Genomic DNA, 413 nt, shown 5'->3' on the forward strand with positions numbered 1-413 from the left:
GTCCTCGGTGGTCACCTGCAGCTCGGCGTTGCAGATGACGCGGCCCATCTTGTCCAGCGGCAGGTCCGACTCCTGCAGCACCGGGTTGGCCTTGACGCCCGCCGTCCACACGACCGTCTCGGCGTCGAACTCGGTGCCGTTCGACAGCACGATGTGCCCGTCGACGCAGGACGACAGGAACGTCGACAGGAAGATCTCGATGTCGCGCTTGCGGAGCTGCTCGAGCGTGTAGCCGCCCAGCTCCTCGCTCACCTCGGGGAGGATGCGCGGGCTGCCCTCGACGAGCACGAAGCGCAGCTCGTCCTGCTCGATCTGCTTGTACTTGCGCACCGCGTAGCGGGCCATGTCCTCGACCTCGCCGATCGTCTCGGCGCCGGCGAAGACGCAGCCGACGAAGACGAAGGTGAGCGCCT

General features: G+C 67.3%; 1 protein-coding gene. It reads right to left on the reverse strand.

Annotated features, from left to right (window positions below; genetic code table 11):
* A partial coding sequence (locus G3I71_RS48775) for an NAD(P)/FAD-dependent oxidoreductase (RefSeq protein WP_164325416.1) occupies positions 1–413 on the reverse strand: 413 nt, incomplete at both ends.

Origin of the sequence: Streptomyces sp. SID12501 (assembly GCF_010550245.1) — a bacterium.
GTDB lineage: Bacteria > Actinomycetota > Actinomycetes > Streptomycetales > Streptomycetaceae > Streptomyces.